The sequence below is a fragment of the Tenacibaculum sp. SM2510 genome (assembly GCF_057002845.1).
This window is the reverse complement of record NZ_CP192703.1, coordinates 1,254,998-1,270,218: the sequence shown is the minus strand read 5'-3', so window position 1 is coordinate 1,270,218 and position 15,221 is coordinate 1,254,998. Positions and strand designations below refer to the sequence as shown.

The window sequence follows — 15,221 nt, the reverse complement described above, 5'->3', positions numbered from 1 at the left end:
GATGAAGTTAAAAGCAATCATTATTGAAGATGAAGCTATTGGTAGAGATATTTTACGAAATTATATATCAAAATATTGCCCAAATGTTCAACTATTAGGAGAAGCAGATAATATAAAAGACGGACAAACATTAATCGAAGAACACGAGTTAGATTTGGTGTTTTTAGATGTAGAAATGCCTTACGGGAACGGATTTGATTTGTTAGAAAAAATAGAAAATCAAACCTTCGAAACTATTTTTGTAACCGCCTACGATCATTATGCAATAGAAGCTTTAAACAATCAAGCAACGTATTATTTATTAAAACCTATTTCTATAGATGAGTTGATTAAAGCGGTAAACTTAGTTGAAGAGATTAAAACAAAAGAACAAACGTTAGAAAACACTGTTTTAACGACTAAAAGCATTGCTAATTTAAATAAAATAACGATTCCGCAACAAGATGGTTTTGAAGTTATTTCAGTTACAGATATTTTGTTTTGCAAGGCAGACGATAATTACACCGAAATCTATTTCGAAAACACGAAGAAAGTAGTTAGTAAAACCTTAAAGCACTTTGATGATCTTTTAAAAGAAAGTGGTTTTGCCCGCATACATAAATCGTATTTGGTAAACGTAAACGAAATTGTAAAATATAAAAAAGGTAAAGGTGGAAGCGTACTTTTATCTAACGGAAAAGAAGTAATGGTATCCGCATCAAAAAAAGCAAATTTATTATCATATTTTAAATAAAAAAGAATGAAAATTATAAAAGCAGTAAACGGTAAAGCACCTCAAATACCTGAAGATTGTTACATAGCAGAAAACGCCACAATTGTAGGCGATGTGCAAATGGGAAAAGAGTGCAGTGTTTGGTTTAACGCTGTAATTAGAGGCGATGTGCATTATATAAAAATAGGTAACAAAGTAAATATTCAAGATGGTGCAATAATCCATGCAACCTATCAAAAATCACCTACAACAATTGGTAATAACGTTTCTGTTGGGCATAATGCAATTGTACACGGTTGTACAATTCACGACAATGTTTTAATAGGTATGGGAAGCATAATTATGGATGATTGCATTGTAGAGTCGAATTCGATAATAGCGGCAGGTGCAGTGGTTTCTAAAAACACGATTGTAAAGAGCGGAAGTGTTTATGCTGGTGTGCCAGCCAAGAAAATTAAAGACGTTTCTAAAGAATTAATTTCAGGAGAAATTGATAGAATTGCTAATAATTATGTAAAATATTCAAGTTGGTTTAAAGAATAATATGTGTTTTACTAAAAAAAGGAGGTAATTTGTATATACAAATTACCTCCTTTTTTTAGGGGATAACGAATTTCAGTTTTCAAGTTAACCTAATTATCTTCATAATTAACTTTTTTATTCGTTTTTGTAAGATCTACAAATCGTTTGATTTTCCTTGCACTCATTTTTTCAAAACGCTCATATTGTTGTTTGTTTAAAATACGTTTCATTTCAGCTTTATTAGCAATTTGATTGTCTAATACTTGCGCTTTTACGAGATAAACTTCATTAGAAGTTGGCTTATTACCACTTTTTCTTAGCGCCTTTCTTTTGGCTTTCATTTGCTGCTTTTTTACAACTTGCTCTTTTATTAATGGTCGTACTTGGTCTTGTTGAGCTGGAGTTAAATCAAGCCTTAAAGTCATTTTTTTAATTTCCAGATCAGTTTTTTGTTCAATTGTTAATTTTTGACCTTCAGTTTTATTTCTTTTTTGTGCATGCGTACTAACAGTAAATCCAACTGTTAAAATCAAGATTGAGAGTAATTTTTTCATGAGATTAAGTTTTAATTTTTTGTAATTATTTATAACTGTTAGACCATCGCGAGGTAGAAAAGTTTAAATTTGAAAGTAATTTTAACATTTTTATTTTTATGAAATCAATTTTTAGAATTTTTTCAAGGTTTTTGTTATTCATTATGGGAGTGTTAATATTGTTTTTCTTTTGGGCATCGTCTCCAACACTTGATGAAAATCAATATGCAAAAAATATCACACATAAATACAATAATACAATTAATAATGACTCGGTCTATAGTATTATAACGTACAATATAGGGTATTTAAGCGGAATGACAAATAATAGAGCAGTTGCTAAACCTAAAGAACTTTTTGATGCAAATTTAAAGAAAATTCAAAAAGAGTTAAAGATAATAACCCCAGATATTATTGCGTTACAAGAGGTAGATTACAATGCTGCTAGGTCGTATAAAGTGAACCAGGAAGAGGAGGTTGCAAAACTTGGGTATAATTATGTTGCGCGAGGTATAAATTGGGATGAGCATTATGTACCTTTTCCTTATTGGCCACCAAGTATGCATTTCGGAAAGGTAATTTCAGGACAATCTATAATCAGTAAGTATAAATTAAAAGACTATGAGCGTATTGTTTTAGAGCGTGTGCTAGATAATCCTTTCTATAGAGATGCTTTGTATTTAGAAAGATTGGCACAAGTTGTAAAAGTAATGTTAGAAGGGAGGGAGGTAGTCGTTATAAATATTCATTTAGAAGCGTTTGATAAGCCAACACGAGTTCGCCAGTTTGAGTCTGTTTTAAGTCTCTTTAATAAGTATAAAAATAACTATCCCACAATATTATTAGGAGATTTTAATTCAAGGGCAAGAGATGAGCAAGCGGCAGTTCAAAAGATATTTAAAATAAATGGAGTAGGTAACGCAGCTTTTAATGTTAATAATCCTTCAAATACATTTAATACCAAAAATCCTTTCGAACGGATAGATTATATTTTTTACACCGAAAATTCTATTGAATATATAAGCGGAAAAGTATTGAATGATTTTGGAGAAGCTTCAGATCATTTACCTGTAGAGATGAAGTTCAGATTAAAATAAAACTTAAAAACTCATTATTAAATAATGAGTTTTTTTGTGTATTAAAAACAAAAAACCCGAACAATTGTTCGGGTTTTTTCGGTGGTGCCTCCAGGAATCGAACCAGGGACACAAGGATTTTCAGTCCTTTGCTCTACCAACTGAGCTAAGGCACCGTTGAATGCTTATTTAAGTAACAAAATAAAATTCGCAATTGTCTTGAGAAAATTATTGTGGTGCCTCCAGGAATCGAACCAGGGACACAAGGATTTTCAGTCCTTTGCTCTACCAACTGAGCTAAGGCACCAGTTGCTACTTTCGTTAAGCGGATGCAAATATACAATCGTTTTTTAATTATACAAAGCATTTGTTTTAAAAAAATGTATCGTAAATTTGAAATTCAAGAAATAGAAGGATGAATTTAATTATAGATATCGGTAATACAAGAGTTAAAGCAGCTGTTTTTGAGTTGAATACAATTAAAGAGTTTTTTGTTTTCGAGAAGTCAGAAATAGTCTTTGAATTAAAAAAAATTTCAAATAATTTTTCTATCTCAAAGACTATTGTTTCTTCAGTCTCTAATATTTCAGAAAAAGCACAAAAAGAAATCACAGATTTGTTAAGTCCAATTTTTTTAAACTCCGAAATTAAGGTTCCTTTTAAAAATAATTACGAAACACCAAAAACCTTAGGTGTAGATAGAATAGCATTAGCAGCAGCAGCTACCGAAAAATATCCACAAAAAAATGTTTTAATTATTGATGCTGGAACTTGTATTACTTTCGATTTTATTAATAACAAAAGTGAATACTTAGGGGGTGCAATTTCTTTAGGTATTGCAATGAGGTATAAAGCTTTACATGATTATACGGCTAAATTACCATTGTTAGCGTTGAGTGAAGTTTCTAATTTTATAGGAACAAATACAAATACGTCAATACACTCAGGAGTAGTAAATGGTGTAATTAATGAAATTGAAGGAGTTATTAATCAATATAAAAAAAAGTATATAGATTTAACAATTGTTTTAACAGGAGGAGACACATATTTCTTGGCTAAACAATTAAAAAGTGGCATATTTGCCCATCCAAATTTTGTTTTGGAAGGATTACATACTGTTTTGACATATAATTTAAAGAATGATTAAGAGATTTATATTAGCAATATTTGTGCTTAGCACAATAACAATAGCAGCACAAAGAAACAGTGCATCGCCTTATTCTTATTTCGGAATTGGAGAGAATTTTGAAGCAGTTACAGTAGAACAAGCATCTATGGGAGGTATCGGAGTTGCTTTAAAAGATACGCATCATTTAAATTTTATAAATCCGGCTTCAAATGCAGATTTAAGAGCTGCAACCTATGGAATCGGAGGAAACATGAGCTTTCTAACAATAAAAGAAGAAAACACGTCGCAGTCTGGTAAATCAACAAATTTGCGTTATATCTCTTTAGGTTTTCCATTAGGTAAAAAAGCAGGTGTTTCAGTTGGATTACAACCATTTTCATCAGTAGGATATTCACTATTAAATAATGATAATGATGAAGAGCTTACTTTATTTAGAGGTGAAGGAGGTACAAATAAAATATACGCTAGTTTTGGTATGTATGTTATTGAAGGGCTTTCATTAGGTTTAGAAGCAGGGTTTATTTTTGGTAATTTAGATAATAGCATTATAAATCAACGGGCAGATGTTGCTTTAGGAACAAAACATGAAGAGTCTGTAAATATTAGAGGGGGACAATTTAAATTAGGAGCTCAATACAAGAAAGAATTAAAAAACAAGCTAAATCTTTTTACAGGAGCTTCGATTACTTTAAAAAGCGATTTATCAGCAAATGGAAATGAAAGAATGTATTCATTTTCAGGGCAAGATATTCAACGAGACGAGCTTTTTAATAGAACAGTGAACGGAGATATAAATATTCCTCTAAAAACAGTTTTTGGTTTTGGGTTAGGAAAAGAAAATAAATGGTACGTAGGTGTTAATCAACAATTTCAGAGCGCGTTAAGTAGTAATAGTTCATTAATCTCAGACGGAGGAGGTTATAAATATGATGATTCTAGTAAGTTGTCAATAGGAGGTTATTATATTCCAAAGATAAATTCAATATCAAATTACTGGGATAGAGTTACTTATAGGGCAGGATTGCGTTTTGAAGACACAGGGTTGTTAGTTGCCACTAATAATAATTTTACTTCAGTTAACGACTTTGGCATAAATGTTGGATTAGGATTGCCATTGCCAAGACAATTATCTAATGTAAATATTGGATTTGAATATGGGCAAAAAGGAACCTCAAATAGTAGTTTGGTAAAAGAAGAGTATTTTAATGTTAGATTAAGTTTATCATTAAATAGTCTTAACTGGTTTAATAAAAGACAAATAGATTAATAAAAACTGATACAAGATGGAAAAAATTACGTATTTACTAACAGGATTATTTTTGTTCGTAGCCGTAAATGGTGTTAAAGCACAAGCGAGTCAAGAATGTAATATAAAGTATAATCTTTTTAAAGGAGATGCAAGTACAGGAAAGTATGCTGCTGCTAAAGAAAATTTAGACTATTTATTAATAAATTGTCCTAAGTTATCAGTTAATATCTACAAGTACGGAGAGAAGGTTGCAGATAAATTAAAAGATCCTGTATTGGCTAAAAAAGTTTATGAAACAAGATTAGTAAACTTTCCTACAAAAGGAGTTGCAAAATTACATAGTGATTATGCAAGTTATTTAATAGAAAATAAGTTGGCTACTGATGCAGAGGTTTTTGAAATTTTAAAAAAAGCATATGATATTTCTCCTAAAGATATGGGAGTGAAAAATATTTTTAGATATTTTGAAACTATAGCAGAAATAAATAAAGATACCGATCCTCAGAAAGTATTTGATACATATGATGACGTAATGGAATCTGTAGAAGAAAAATTAGAGGATTATAATAAGAAAGTAGCTAAACTACAAGAAAAGGATTCTTTAGGAACAATTAGTGCAAGAGAAAAAAGAAATTTAAGAGCTTATACGATTAACTCTGGTTCTTTAGGTCAGGTTGAAGGAGGTTTAGATGCTATGATTTCTAAAATAGCGACTTGCGAGCGATTAATTCCTATTTACACTAGAGACTTTGAAGGAAAAAAATCAGACGGTGTTTGGTTAAAAAGAGCAGTTTCTAGAATGTATAATAAAGGTTGTCAAACTGATCCTTTATTTGAAAAGCTAGCAAATGCATATGCTGAAATAACACAATCTTCTGATGCTTACAATTTCTTAGCAGGAGTTTTAGCTAAGAATGGTGATAGAAGCGGGGCAGCTGAAATGAAAAAGAAAGCTTTTGATCTAGAAACAGATCCTTTTGTAAAGGCGAAGTATAAATTAAGAGAAGCGCAAGGTGCTAGTGGTAGTAGAGCAAGAGCTTTAGCTTACGAAGCATTAAGGTATAACCCTAACATGGGTAAAGCTTACTTATTTATTGCAAGTTTATATCAAAAGAGTGCAAACTCTTGTGGTAGTGATGAGTTTGAAAAGAGAATGGTTTACGTAGCAGCTTTAAATAAAGCATTAAAAGCTAAGAGAGTAGATCCAGGATGTGGAGCGAATAGATATATTTCTAGTTACATGAAAAATGTACCATCAAAGAAATTAATATTTCAAAAAGGTATTGCTTCAGGAGCTAGTCATAAAATTGGATGTTGGATTGGTGAAACAGTTCGTATTCCATAATAGCGTTTAATGAAATCATATTCAATAAATATATATAAAAGCATTGCTTCCATTTTTTTGGTGGCAATGCTTTTTTCTTGTGTGAACTCAAAACAAGAAGTGCGAGATTTTTTAGCAGATAAAAACATGCCCGTGGGAAAGGCTAAAAACATTTATCATATTAAAAAAGATTCTGGGAAAATTACCTCAAAAACAAAAGCATCTCTTTTTTACGATTTTTCTAATAGAAAAGAACATCCATATAGCGAATTTCCTAAAGGAATAAAAATTGTTACTATTGATAAAACAGGAAAAGATTCTACTACAATCACAGGTAATTATGCGTTATCATATAGTAAAACAGGTGTATCAGAAATTAAAGGAAATGTGGTTATCTTAAACCATTCTGGAAACAGAAAGTTAGAAACCAATCAGTTGTTTTGGGATCAAAAAGAACACTATTTTTTTACAGAAGATGGCTTTAGATTAACAAGTCCAACTGCAGTTATTAATGGTTTTGGTTTTGAGTCGAAAGAAGACTTAACCAAATGGATTGCTAAAGACATTACAGGAGATATAGAAACTAATAAAAACGAGTTATAATGAATACAATTTGGAAGTATTTACAGTACGGTTACCTAGTTATTGGGGCATTGTTTTTTATTGAAGGAGCTTTTCAATGGAGTTCAAGCAAACAAGATGCTTTTATTCGTTTTGGATTTGGTATCTTTATTACCTTAATTTTCTTTTTTAAACGTCATTTTAGAAGAAAAGTTGAAAAGAGAAATCAGCAACGTTAATGGAATTTGAAATCATTATAATTCTTAGTTCTATACTATTTTCAGCCTTTTTTTCAGGTATGGAAATAGCTTTTGTTTCTGCCAATAAATTACATATTGAACTAGAAAAAAAAAGAGAAGGTTTTTTACCTAAAATATTAACGATACTTACCCGTAAATCATCAAAGTTTATAACAACGATGTTGGTTGGTAATAATGTAGCATTGGTAATATATAGTTACTTTATGGGGCAGCTGTTAATGAATTGGTTTCAAACAGCACTGCCAACAAACGTTACATTTATAAACTATTTGTTAGACGATTTAAACCTTTTAACACAAACAATAATATCTACACTTATTATATTAGTAACTGCAGAGTTTTTACCTAAAACTATATTTAGAATTTATGCAAATGAAATGCTTAAGCTTTTTGTGGTGCCTGCGTATGTTTTTTATTTATTGTTTTACGGTATAACTTGGGTTATCACCAAGATTTCAGATTTTTTCTTATTTGTCTTTTTTAGAATAAGAGAAGATGAAGCTAAAAAAGAATTTAGTAAAGAAGAATTAGGAAATTATATTTCTGAGCAATTAGATGGAGGAAACGATGAAGATAAGATTGATTTAGAAATTCAGATTTTTCAAAACGCATTAGGGTTTCACAAGGTAAAAGCTCGAGAAATTATGGTGCCTCGAACAGAAATCATGGCGATTGATATACACGAATCTGTCGAGAATCTAAAAGATATGTTTATAACAACAGGTTTATCTAAGATTTTGGTATATAAAAAATCCTTTGATGATATTTTAGGCTATGTAAGTGCTTTTGAATTATTTAAAAACCCTATTTCTATTAAGTCAATATTGTTGCCGGTAGAATTTGTGCCAGAATCGATGGTTATTAACGATGTTTTAAATAGCTTGATAAAGAAAAGAAAAAGTATCGCAATAGTGGTTGACGAATATGGCGGTACATCAGGAATAATAACAGTAGAAGATGTTGTAGAAGAATTATTTGGCGAGATAGAAGATGAGCATGATAGTCAAGAATTATTAGAGGAAAAAATTAGTGAAAAAGAATTTAAATTTTCTGCACGATTAGAAGTTGATTATTTAAATGAAGAATACGATTTAAATATACCTAAAGAAGAAGCTTACGAAACGTTGGGTGGTTTTATTATTGATCATACCGAAACGATACCTGAAAAAGATGAAATTTTGCATATAGATAAGTACTACATTAAAATACTAAAAGTAAGCGCTACTAAGATTGATGATCTATACTTAAAAGTTATCGATATAGAAGATTAGAGGTGAATAGTTTTATATAGAATCCTATTCAAAAAAAAACAGCTCAAAAAAACATTGCTTTGTTTACTATGAAATTGTATTTTCGCTCACTGTAAATAAAATAAATAACGTATGGCAATTTTATCGAAAATTAGAGAACGTTCAATGTTCTTAATTCTTGTAATTGGTTTAGCACTTTTTGCTTTTGTATTAGACCCTTCTACAATATCAGATTTTTTTAATGCAAGTAAAGTAAATGAGATTGGTGAGGTAAACGGTGAGGCTGTTTCACGCCAAGAATTTGCAGAAGCTTTAGATGCTTATAAAGCACAAACGGGTAATAGCGTTTCTGAAATGCAAGCAGCAAAAACTGTTTGGAATAACATTATCAGACAAAAAATATACAAAACTCAGTTAGAAGAAGCAGGAATTACTGTTGGTGATGCTGATATAATGAATAAGCTATATGAAACTCCGTTTATTCAAAACGACCCAAGATTTCAAAGTGCAGGTCTTTTAGATAAAAATAAACTTAAAGAGTTTTTAGCAACAATTAAAGATGAAAACGGAGCCGATTGGAATAATTGGCAAAACTATATGTTCTCATTAAAAAATGAACTTGAAAAAGCGGCTTACGATAATTTGGTGTCTGCAGGTTTAGGAGCATCTTTAAAAGAAGGAGAAGCACAATATTTAACAGAAAACACAAAGGTTTCTGGTAAATATGTTTATGTTCCTTATACTACAATTGCTGATGATTTAGTTGATTTAAAACAAAGTGATGTTAAAAATTATATTAGTAAGCACGAGCAGCAATTTCAAGTAACAGCATCTAGAGATATTAAATATGTAAAGTTTGATATCAAACCAACAACAGAAGATGAAGAAGCTGTTAAAACAGAAGTTGCAAAGTTAATAGAGGATTCTGTTACTAGCGCTAACATTGCTGTTAAAGGATTAAAAAACACAACTAACTATGCAGAGTTCTTGTCAGAGAATGATTCAGATATCGCATTAGATAACAATTACAAGTTTAAGGTTCAGGTGCCACAAGTAATTGCTGAAGAGATTTTTAATGGTAAAGAAGGAGATGTTTTCGGACCATATAAAGACGCAAACCACTTTAAATTATCTAAAATAACAACCGTTGTTCAATTACCAGATTCAGCTCAGGCAAGTCATATCTTAATTCCTTTTGTTGGTTCTGCAAGTGCAGATGCAACTGTAACGCAAACAGAAGAACAAGCTAAGACTACTGCCGATAGTTTGTTAACTGTTTTAAAAGCTAACAAATCTAAATTTGGAGCTTTAGCTAAAGAGTTTTCTTCAGATAAAGGTTCTGCTGAAAAAGAAGGTTTTTACGATTGGTTTGGTTATAACAGAATGGTGCCAGCTTTTAGAGACTTTGCTTTTGAAGGTAAAAAAGGAGATATGGGCGTTGTAAAATCTCAATTTGGTTTTCACGTAATGAAAGTTGATGGTCAGAAGAACTTTCAAACAGTTGTGAAATTAGCAACTTTTGGACGTAAGATTGAAGCATCAGAAGCTACAGAAAATACAGTGTTTCAAAATGCTGAAACTTTTTCTTTAGATTTATCAAACGGTAAAAACTTTGATGAAGTTATAAAAGAAAAAAACTTAGTATCTCAGCCTGCAGTTGGTTTAAAACCTTTAGACGAAGTTGTGTCAGGAATTGGTAATGAAAGACAAATTATTACATGGTCTTTTGATACAGAAGTAAACGAAGGAAGTTCTAAGCGTTTTGATGTTGAAGGAGGTTATATAGTTGCTGTTTTAACAGGTAAAACTGAAAAAGGTTTAATGCCAGTTGAAAAAGCAATTTCAAGAGTTCGTCCTATTTTAACAAACCAAAGAAAAGCAAAATTAATTGAAGCTAAAATTAGCGGAGCTACCTTAGCAGAAATAGCTAAATCTGTAGATGTAACCGTTAAAAATGCTGCAGATGTAAACTTACAATCACCAACTATTTCTGGTGTAGGGTTTGAGCCTAAAGTAGTAGGAGCAATGTTAAACGCTAAAGAAAATACTGTGATTAAAAACGTAGCAGGAGATAAAGGAGTATTTGCTTTTGAGGTAACATCAAAAACATTACCAACAGCTTTACCAAACTACGATTCTTACAGAAAGCGTATAGTAAACGAAAGAAAAAACAAATCTTTTCAAATGTATGAAGCAATTAAGAAAGCGTCTAATATTGAAGATAACATGAGTTCTTTTTACGGAATTCAGTAATCAGAAAAGTTAAAATATAAAAAATCCGAACTCATTGAGTTCGGATTTTTTTTGTGCCTTATTCTAAAGGTATAGCCAATCTATTTTAGAAGCTATTCTTAGCTAATAAGCCTTAATTAGCCATCGCTTTACCCAAAGCTTCTCCAAGGTCAAAAACATAGCTAGTTATTAACATAATGGCTATAAAAGCGATTAAAACATACCAATAATTTATTTTTTTAGTTTTCATAACTCAAGTTTTATAGTTTGTAACAATTTATTTATTGTCAATAATAATGATAATAAACCAAAAAAAAAGCAATCTCAAACGAGATTGCTTTTTTAAAAATATATTTTAAAGCCTTGTATTAAGCGTTTAATGGTTTTCCGTCCCAAGCAGCTTTTGCAGCTTCTTTAACAGCTTCTGAATATGTTGGGTGCCCATGACATATTCTTGCTAGATCTTCAGCAGAAGCTCTAAATTCCATAGCTACGGCAGCTTCCATAATTAAATCGGCAACACGTGCACCAACCATATGAACTCCTAATACTTCATCCGTATTTTTATCAGCCAATACTTTTACAAATCCGTCAGTATCGCCACTAGCTCTAGATCTTCCTAAAGCACGCATAGAAAATTTACCAGCTTTGTAAGCAACACCAGCATCTTTTAACTCTTGTTCTGTTTTACCAACAGCGGCAACTTCTGGCCATGTATACACAATACCAGGAATTAAGTTATAATCGATATGTGGTTTTTGTCCTGCTAAAAATTCAGCAACAACAACACCTTCTTCTTCAGCTTTGTGTGCTAACATTGCTCCACGAACAACATCACCAATAGCAAAAATATTAGAAACACTAGTTTGTAAATGCTCATTTACATCAACCATTCCTTTATCAGTAAGCTTAACGCCTGCTTTCTCTAATGCTAATCCTTTTGTAAAAGCTTTACGACCAACCGCAACTAAACAATAGTCTCCGTTAAAAGTAACTTCTTCGCCTTTTTTATTGGTTGCTTTTACAACAACTTCGTCTCCGTTTCTTTCTACCGAAGTAACACCGTGACTTGTGTTAAACTTCATACCTTGTTTCTTTAAAACTTTTTGAAGTTCTTTAGAAATATCAGCATCCATAGTAGGTGTAATTTTCGGAGCATATTCAATTACCGTTACATCAGCACCTAAACGCTTGTAAACAGAACCTAACTCTAAGCCAATTACTCCACCACCTATTACTAATAAGTGTTTTGGTACTTCTTTAAGTTTTAAAGCTTCGGTTGATGTTATAACGCGCTCTTTATCTAAAGAGATAAAAGGCAATGTAGATGGTTTAGAACCTGTAGCAATAATAATGTTTTTACCTTCTATTACTTCAGAAGTTCCGTCGTTTTTAGTAACCTTTACATGTGTTGCATCTTCAAAAGAACCTAAACCTTCATGAACAGTAATATCATTCTTGTCCATTAAATATTTAATTCCTCCTGTAGTAGTTTCGACAACATTAGCTTTACGGTCTACCATTTTTCCGAAATCGAAAGAAGGCTTTTCAACAGTAATTCCGTGCTCTTCAAAATGATGCACAGCATCGTAATAATGATGAGAAGAATCTAATAAAGCTTTAGAAGGAATACATCCTACGTTTAAACAGGTACCACCTAAAGTTGAATATTTTTCGATGATAGCTACTTTAGATCCTAATTGAGCGGCTCTAATGGCAGCAATATATCCACCTGGACCAGAACCAATAACGATTAAATCGTATTTCATAAGTCGTGTTTTTATTGTTTATGTATATCTGATAAAAATTAACGTTTTATCAGTTTATATTTTGTTTTTCAGAATAATAACTGCAAAATTACACATAAAAGTTGATTTGCTGAAGTATGTTTTCGATTACTTTTTATCAATAAGTATCATAAATTATTTTAACTTTGAAACCATTATGAAACAACTATTAATTATCGGGTATGTTTGGGTAGAACCAAATTCTTCTGCCGCAGGAAGTAGAATGTTGCAATTAATTGAATTGTTTTTAAAGAATAATTATAAAATAACATTTGCTTCGCCAGCACAAAAAAGTGAAAAAGCAATTCATTTAACTGAATTGGGAGTAGATGAAAGATCGATTGAATTGAATAATACTTCTTTTGACGATTTTATATCTGAATTAAACCCGTCTATCGTGCTGTTTGATCGTTTTATGATGGAGGAACAATTCGGGTGGCGTGTGGCAGAAAACTGTCCGAACGCTTTAAGAATTCTTGATACGGAAGATTTGCATTTTTTGCGTAAAACCCGTCATCAACAATTAAAAAAAGAAGAAATTTTTTCTACGGATGCTTTATTAAAATCTACGGATGCGAAACGAGAAATCGCTTCTATTTTACGATGTGATTTAAGTTTGATTATTTCTACGTATGAAATGAAGCTTTTAAAAGATGTGTTTAAAATTGATGAAAATCTATTGTATCATTTACCTTTTTTATTAGATAAGATTGATAAAAAAGTTGTTAATGGTTGGAAGCCTTTTGAGGAACGAGAACATTTTGTATTTATAGGGAATTTTTTTCATGCACCAAATGTAGATGCTGTTTTACAGCTTAAAAATTATATTTGGGAGTTAATTCGTAAAGAATTGCCAAAAGCAGAAATCCATATTTACGGAGCGTATGCAACCCAACAAATAAATCAGTTGCATAATAAAAAAGAAGGTTTTATCGTAAAAGGCTTTGCTGAAGATGCCATGCAAGTTGTGAGAAACGCTAGAGTTGTTTTAGCGCCTATCCGTTTTGGTGCCGGAATAAAAGGAAAACTTACCGAAGCGATGCTATGCGGAACGCCAAGTGTAACAACAAATATCGGAACAGAGGGAATGCATGATGGTTTTGATTGGAATGGTTTTATTGAGGATGATTTTGAGGTGTTTTCTAACAAAGCGGTTGCATTATATTCTGATGAGAAATTATGGGAAGAGTTTCAGTTAAGCGGAATAGAAATTGTCAACGCTATTTATGATAAAGAAAAAATTGAGAAGCCTTTTGTTGAGCGCATAAAAAAAATCCAAGAAAATATAATTGAACACCGTCAAAATAATTTTCTTGGAAGTTTATTACAACATCAAACCTTACAGGCTACAAAATACATGAGCAAGTGGATTGAAGAGAAGAATAGTATTTAGCCTGTATAGATTAGCTAGGTAATAACTTCACTAATTTTAGACATAAATTTAAATTTATTGATTTACTTGTATTTTTTAAGTAAGCTTAAAATACTTTTAGAAAAAAATAGATATTACCAGTTAAGGTAATATCTATTTTTTATATTAATTAATCTTTTATTAGTTACACTGTCCAATCCTGTCCCATGATGTTGTTTTTCTTTCATATAAATAACCTTGGTAGGTTACACGAGAACCTACGGAGTAGCTTCTTCCTTGCACATATGCTTGAACACCATCACAAATATTCCCACCTGTTGAAGCAGGATACATTTGGTTAATTCCAGAAATATCACTTGCAGAAAGACCATCTCTTTGAACATTAAACGTAGTACCATTATTTCTTACAATAGTTGGTTGACCATTTTCAGAAAAGAAAAACGATCCATACATCATTATTGAACCTAAATCTAATGTAGAAGTATATTCATCACCGTCACGACCTTGTTGTGCGTAAGTTAAGAAATTACCTCTTGCACGTTGTGTAATATTTTGAGTATTAATTGTTATGTAATCATCTCTATCTCTTCTACTTTGTTCATGCCAAAGTCCCACAGCATGTCCTATCTCATGTATAGTATTACCTGTAGAGCAACCAGGGGCTAAGTTAATAGATTGACGACCTCCAACTCTACCAACAGAAGATGAACACCCACTGCCAGTTCTGAAATAAATATAATCAGATTGATTTGTTCTTTGCACAAATCGTAAAGCAGTATTTCTTTCCCAGTGAGCAATCGCATTAGTTACACGGTTTTTACTAGCTAAAGAAGATTCTACAGAATAATAAACGGTATTATTAGGCCATCTTCCACCAGTTCTACCTACCGATCTACTAGATGTTTCGTTAAAAAAAGGTTCTCCAATTTGGGATGGAGATTCTTTTAATTCATCAATAGAAAAAAGAATGTCTCCATCTAAAACATAAGTGTTTTCAATTTTTTGAACTTTAACATTTTGGCTTCCATAGTATAAAGATTGAACGTCACCACTCAATCCTGGATAAGCCTCTTCAGGGTTAACTACTTTAGAGCTGTTTGGAATTGTTTCATCTATATTACCTGTTGTTTCTTCTTGACATGAATAAAAGAACATAAGTGAAGCAATAAATGCGATTAAATAAATTTGAAGGGTTTTCATAAAAAAGGTTTAAA

14 protein-coding genes and 2 tRNA genes are annotated in these 15,221 nt (G+C 31.4%); 11 read left to right on the top strand and 5 right to left on the bottom strand.

The features are described from left to right. Window position 1 precedes the first annotated feature (1 nt). On the top strand, window positions 2-733 hold the full coding sequence (locus tag ACQ629_RS05630) for a LytR/AlgR family response regulator transcription factor (RefSeq protein WP_483706967.1): 732 nt from the start codon (window positions 2-4) through the stop codon (window positions 731-733). A gap of 6 nt (window positions 734-739) precedes the next feature. Further along, the gene (locus ACQ629_RS05625; protein WP_483706966.1) at window positions 740-1,255 is read left to right on the top strand and encodes a gamma carbonic anhydrase family protein; all 516 of its coding nucleotides are present in this window, start codon (window positions 740-742) and stop codon (window positions 1,253-1,255) included. A gap of 89 nt (window positions 1,256-1,344) precedes the next feature. Here ACQ629_RS05625 and ACQ629_RS05620 read toward each other — a convergent pair whose 3' ends face one another. Further along, window positions 1,345-1,788: a hypothetical protein gene (locus ACQ629_RS05620; RefSeq protein WP_483706965.1), complete on the bottom strand. Its 444-nt coding sequence runs from the start codon at window positions 1,786-1,788 to the stop codon at window positions 1,345-1,347. A gap of 98 nt (window positions 1,789-1,886) precedes the next feature. On the opposite strand from ACQ629_RS05620, the gene ACQ629_RS05615 reads away from it, so the two are divergent. Continuing rightward, window positions 1,887-2,864, top strand: a complete 978-nt coding sequence (locus tag ACQ629_RS05615; protein WP_483706964.1) for an endonuclease/exonuclease/phosphatase family protein — start codon at window positions 1,887-1,889, stop codon at window positions 2,862-2,864. A gap of 82 nt (window positions 2,865-2,946) precedes the next feature. Here the strand turns inward: ACQ629_RS05615 and ACQ629_RS05610 are convergent. Together ACQ629_RS05610 and ACQ629_RS05605 are read right to left on the bottom strand one after the other, a co-directional pair. Next, a tRNA-Phe gene (locus tag ACQ629_RS05610) sits at window positions 2,947-3,019 on the bottom strand. Window positions 3,020-3,077: 58 nt separating this feature from the next. Then, window positions 3,078-3,150: transfer RNA gene (locus ACQ629_RS05605), tRNA-Phe, on the bottom strand. Between the two features lie 108 nt (window positions 3,151-3,258). Between ACQ629_RS05605 and ACQ629_RS05600 the strand changes: the two genes are divergently transcribed. The 7 genes from ACQ629_RS05600 to ACQ629_RS05570 all read left to right on the top strand — a co-directional run bounded on the left by ACQ629_RS05600 (window position 3,259) and on the right by ACQ629_RS05570 (window position 10,869). After that, window positions 3,259-3,990, top strand: coding sequence for a type III pantothenate kinase (locus ACQ629_RS05600; protein ID WP_483706963.1), 732 nt, complete (start codon window positions 3,259-3,261; stop codon window positions 3,988-3,990). Then, the gene (gene bamG / locus ACQ629_RS05595; RefSeq protein ID WP_483706962.1) at window positions 3,983-5,239 is read left to right on the top strand and encodes a BamG family beta-barrel-assembly machinery protein; all 1,257 of its coding nucleotides are present in this window, start codon (window positions 3,983-3,985) and stop codon (window positions 5,237-5,239) included. The genes ACQ629_RS05600 and bamG overlap by 8 nt, the downstream gene beginning before the upstream one ends. Before the next feature lie 16 nt (window positions 5,240-5,255). After that, window positions 5,256-6,566, top strand: coding sequence for a hypothetical protein (locus ACQ629_RS05590; protein ID WP_483706961.1), 1,311 nt, complete (start codon window positions 5,256-5,258; stop codon window positions 6,564-6,566). A gap of 9 nt (window positions 6,567-6,575) precedes the next feature. Further along, entirely contained in the window at window positions 6,576-7,148 is a 573-nt protein-coding gene (gene lptC, locus ACQ629_RS05585) for an LPS export ABC transporter periplasmic protein LptC (RefSeq protein WP_483706960.1), read from the top strand. Then, entirely contained in the window at window positions 7,148-7,345 is a 198-nt protein-coding gene (locus ACQ629_RS05580; protein WP_483706959.1) for a hypothetical protein, read from the top strand. Before lptC ends, ACQ629_RS05580 begins: the two co-directional genes overlap by 1 nt. After that, window positions 7,345-8,637: a hemolysin family protein gene (locus tag ACQ629_RS05575; RefSeq protein WP_483706958.1), complete on the top strand. Its 1,293-nt coding sequence runs from the start codon at window positions 7,345-7,347 to the stop codon at window positions 8,635-8,637. The genes ACQ629_RS05580 and ACQ629_RS05575 overlap by 1 nt, the downstream gene beginning before the upstream one ends. Window positions 8,638-8,748: 111 nt before the next feature. Further along, window positions 8,749-10,869, top strand: a complete 2,121-nt coding sequence (locus ACQ629_RS05570) for a peptidylprolyl isomerase (protein WP_483706957.1) — start codon at window positions 8,749-8,751, stop codon at window positions 10,867-10,869. 347 nt (window positions 10,870-11,216) lie between these two features. Here the strand turns inward: ACQ629_RS05570 and lpdA are convergent, their stop codons facing one another. Next, entirely contained in the window at window positions 11,217-12,617 is a 1,401-nt protein-coding gene (lpdA, locus tag ACQ629_RS05565; RefSeq protein WP_483706956.1) for a dihydrolipoyl dehydrogenase, read from the bottom strand. A gap of 175 nt (window positions 12,618-12,792) precedes the next feature. Between lpdA and ACQ629_RS05560 the strand changes: the two genes are divergently transcribed. Next, window positions 12,793-14,028, top strand: coding sequence for a glycosyltransferase (locus tag ACQ629_RS05560; RefSeq protein ID WP_483706955.1), 1,236 nt, complete (start codon window positions 12,793-12,795; stop codon window positions 14,026-14,028). A 159-nt stretch (window positions 14,029-14,187) separates the two neighbouring features. Here the strand turns inward: ACQ629_RS05560 and ACQ629_RS05555 are convergent, their stop codons facing one another. Continuing rightward, window positions 14,188-15,207: a M12 family metallopeptidase gene (locus ACQ629_RS05555; RefSeq protein WP_483706954.1), complete on the bottom strand. Its 1,020-nt coding sequence runs from the start codon at window positions 15,205-15,207 to the stop codon at window positions 14,188-14,190. Between the last annotated feature and the right edge of the window lie 14 nt (window positions 15,208-15,221).

What these genes read in the sequence shown, in the direction of transcription:
- ACQ629_RS05630 (WP_483706967.1), top strand. Translation starts at nt 2, where the DNA reads ATGAAGTTAAAAGCAATCATTATTGAAGATGAAGCTATTGGTAGAGAT.
- ACQ629_RS05625 (WP_483706966.1), top strand. Translation starts at nt 740, where the DNA reads ATGAAAATTATAAAAGCAGTAAACGGTAAAGCACCTCAAATACCTGAA.
- ACQ629_RS05620 (WP_483706965.1), bottom strand. Translation starts at nt 1,788, where the DNA reads ATGAAAAAATTACTCTCAATCTTGATTTTAACAGTTGGATTTACTGTT.
- ACQ629_RS05615 (WP_483706964.1), top strand. Translation starts at nt 1,887, where the DNA reads ATGAAATCAATTTTTAGAATTTTTTCAAGGTTTTTGTTATTCATTATG.
- ACQ629_RS05600 (WP_483706963.1), top strand. Translation starts at nt 3,259, where the DNA reads ATGAATTTAATTATAGATATCGGTAATACAAGAGTTAAAGCAGCTGTT.
- bamG (WP_483706962.1), top strand. Translation starts at nt 3,983, where the DNA reads ATGATTAAGAGATTTATATTAGCAATATTTGTGCTTAGCACAATAACA.
- ACQ629_RS05590 (WP_483706961.1), top strand. Translation starts at nt 5,256, where the DNA reads ATGGAAAAAATTACGTATTTACTAACAGGATTATTTTTGTTCGTAGCC.
- lptC (WP_483706960.1), top strand. Translation starts at nt 6,576, where the DNA reads ATGAAATCATATTCAATAAATATATATAAAAGCATTGCTTCCATTTTT.
- ACQ629_RS05580 (WP_483706959.1), top strand. Translation starts at nt 7,148, where the DNA reads ATGAATACAATTTGGAAGTATTTACAGTACGGTTACCTAGTTATTGGG.
- ACQ629_RS05575 (WP_483706958.1), top strand. Translation starts at nt 7,345, where the DNA reads ATGGAATTTGAAATCATTATAATTCTTAGTTCTATACTATTTTCAGCC.
- ACQ629_RS05570 (WP_483706957.1), top strand. Translation starts at nt 8,749, where the DNA reads ATGGCAATTTTATCGAAAATTAGAGAACGTTCAATGTTCTTAATTCTT.
- lpdA (WP_483706956.1), bottom strand. Translation starts at nt 12,617, where the DNA reads ATGAAATACGATTTAATCGTTATTGGTTCTGGTCCAGGTGGATATATT.
- ACQ629_RS05560 (WP_483706955.1), top strand. Translation starts at nt 12,793, where the DNA reads ATGAAACAACTATTAATTATCGGGTATGTTTGGGTAGAACCAAATTCT.
- ACQ629_RS05555 (WP_483706954.1), bottom strand. Translation starts at nt 15,207, where the DNA reads ATGAAAACCCTTCAAATTTATTTAATCGCATTTATTGCTTCACTTATG.